The organism is Massilia sp. 05N420, assembly GCF_056397205.1.
Window position 1 is genome coordinate 1 of the sequence record NZ_JBFTMX010000114.1, and the last position, 623, is coordinate 623.

General features: G+C 66.0%; 1 protein-coding gene. It reads left to right on the forward strand.

What is annotated here, in order from left to right:
• A partial coding sequence (locus AC1DIX_RS27525) for a LysR substrate-binding domain-containing protein (protein ID WP_477328491.1) occupies positions 1-516 on the forward strand: 516 nt, incomplete at its 5' end.
• Positions 517-623: the final 107 nt, after the last annotated feature.

Consider the following 623-nt stretch of genomic DNA (forward strand, 5'->3'; position numbering starts at 1 on the left):
ATCGGCGGCGGCTTCGAGCTGGCGCCGGGCGTGATCGCCCGCACCCTTGCCCCTGCCCACATCATCGCCGTCGCCTCCCCCGCCTACATGCGGGGGAGATCACCACCCGAGGAACCGTCGGACATGGCCAGGCTCGACGGCATCGTCATGCGTGCCAACCGCACCGGCAAGATCCGCATGTGGCAGATGCGCAATGTCGCCGGCGACGAGCAGACGGCGGCGCCCAGAGAGCGGGTCGTGGTCGATGATCCGGCAGCCATGCGCGAGGCCGCGCTGATGGGCATCGGCGTGGCGATGATCGCCAAGCCGGACGCGCTGCCGCATCTGGAATGTGGCGATCTCGTCCGTGTTGTCCCGCAATGGTATGTCGATGCCGGACCGGTCTCGATCTACTATTCGGGCAGGAAACTTCTGCCGCTGAAGACCCGCGTCTTCATCGATTTCGTTCTCGAAGCCTCGCGGCGGGAAAACTGGGCAGAACGCTTCACCGGAAGCCTCGGCGAGCATGGCCCCTGACGCTTCCGCGTCAGAGCCCGCCATGCTCCTTGAGGAAGCTGACGATCGAGCCGATACCATCGCCGCGCTTCATGTCGGAGAAGACGTAGGGGCGGGTTGCCCGCATG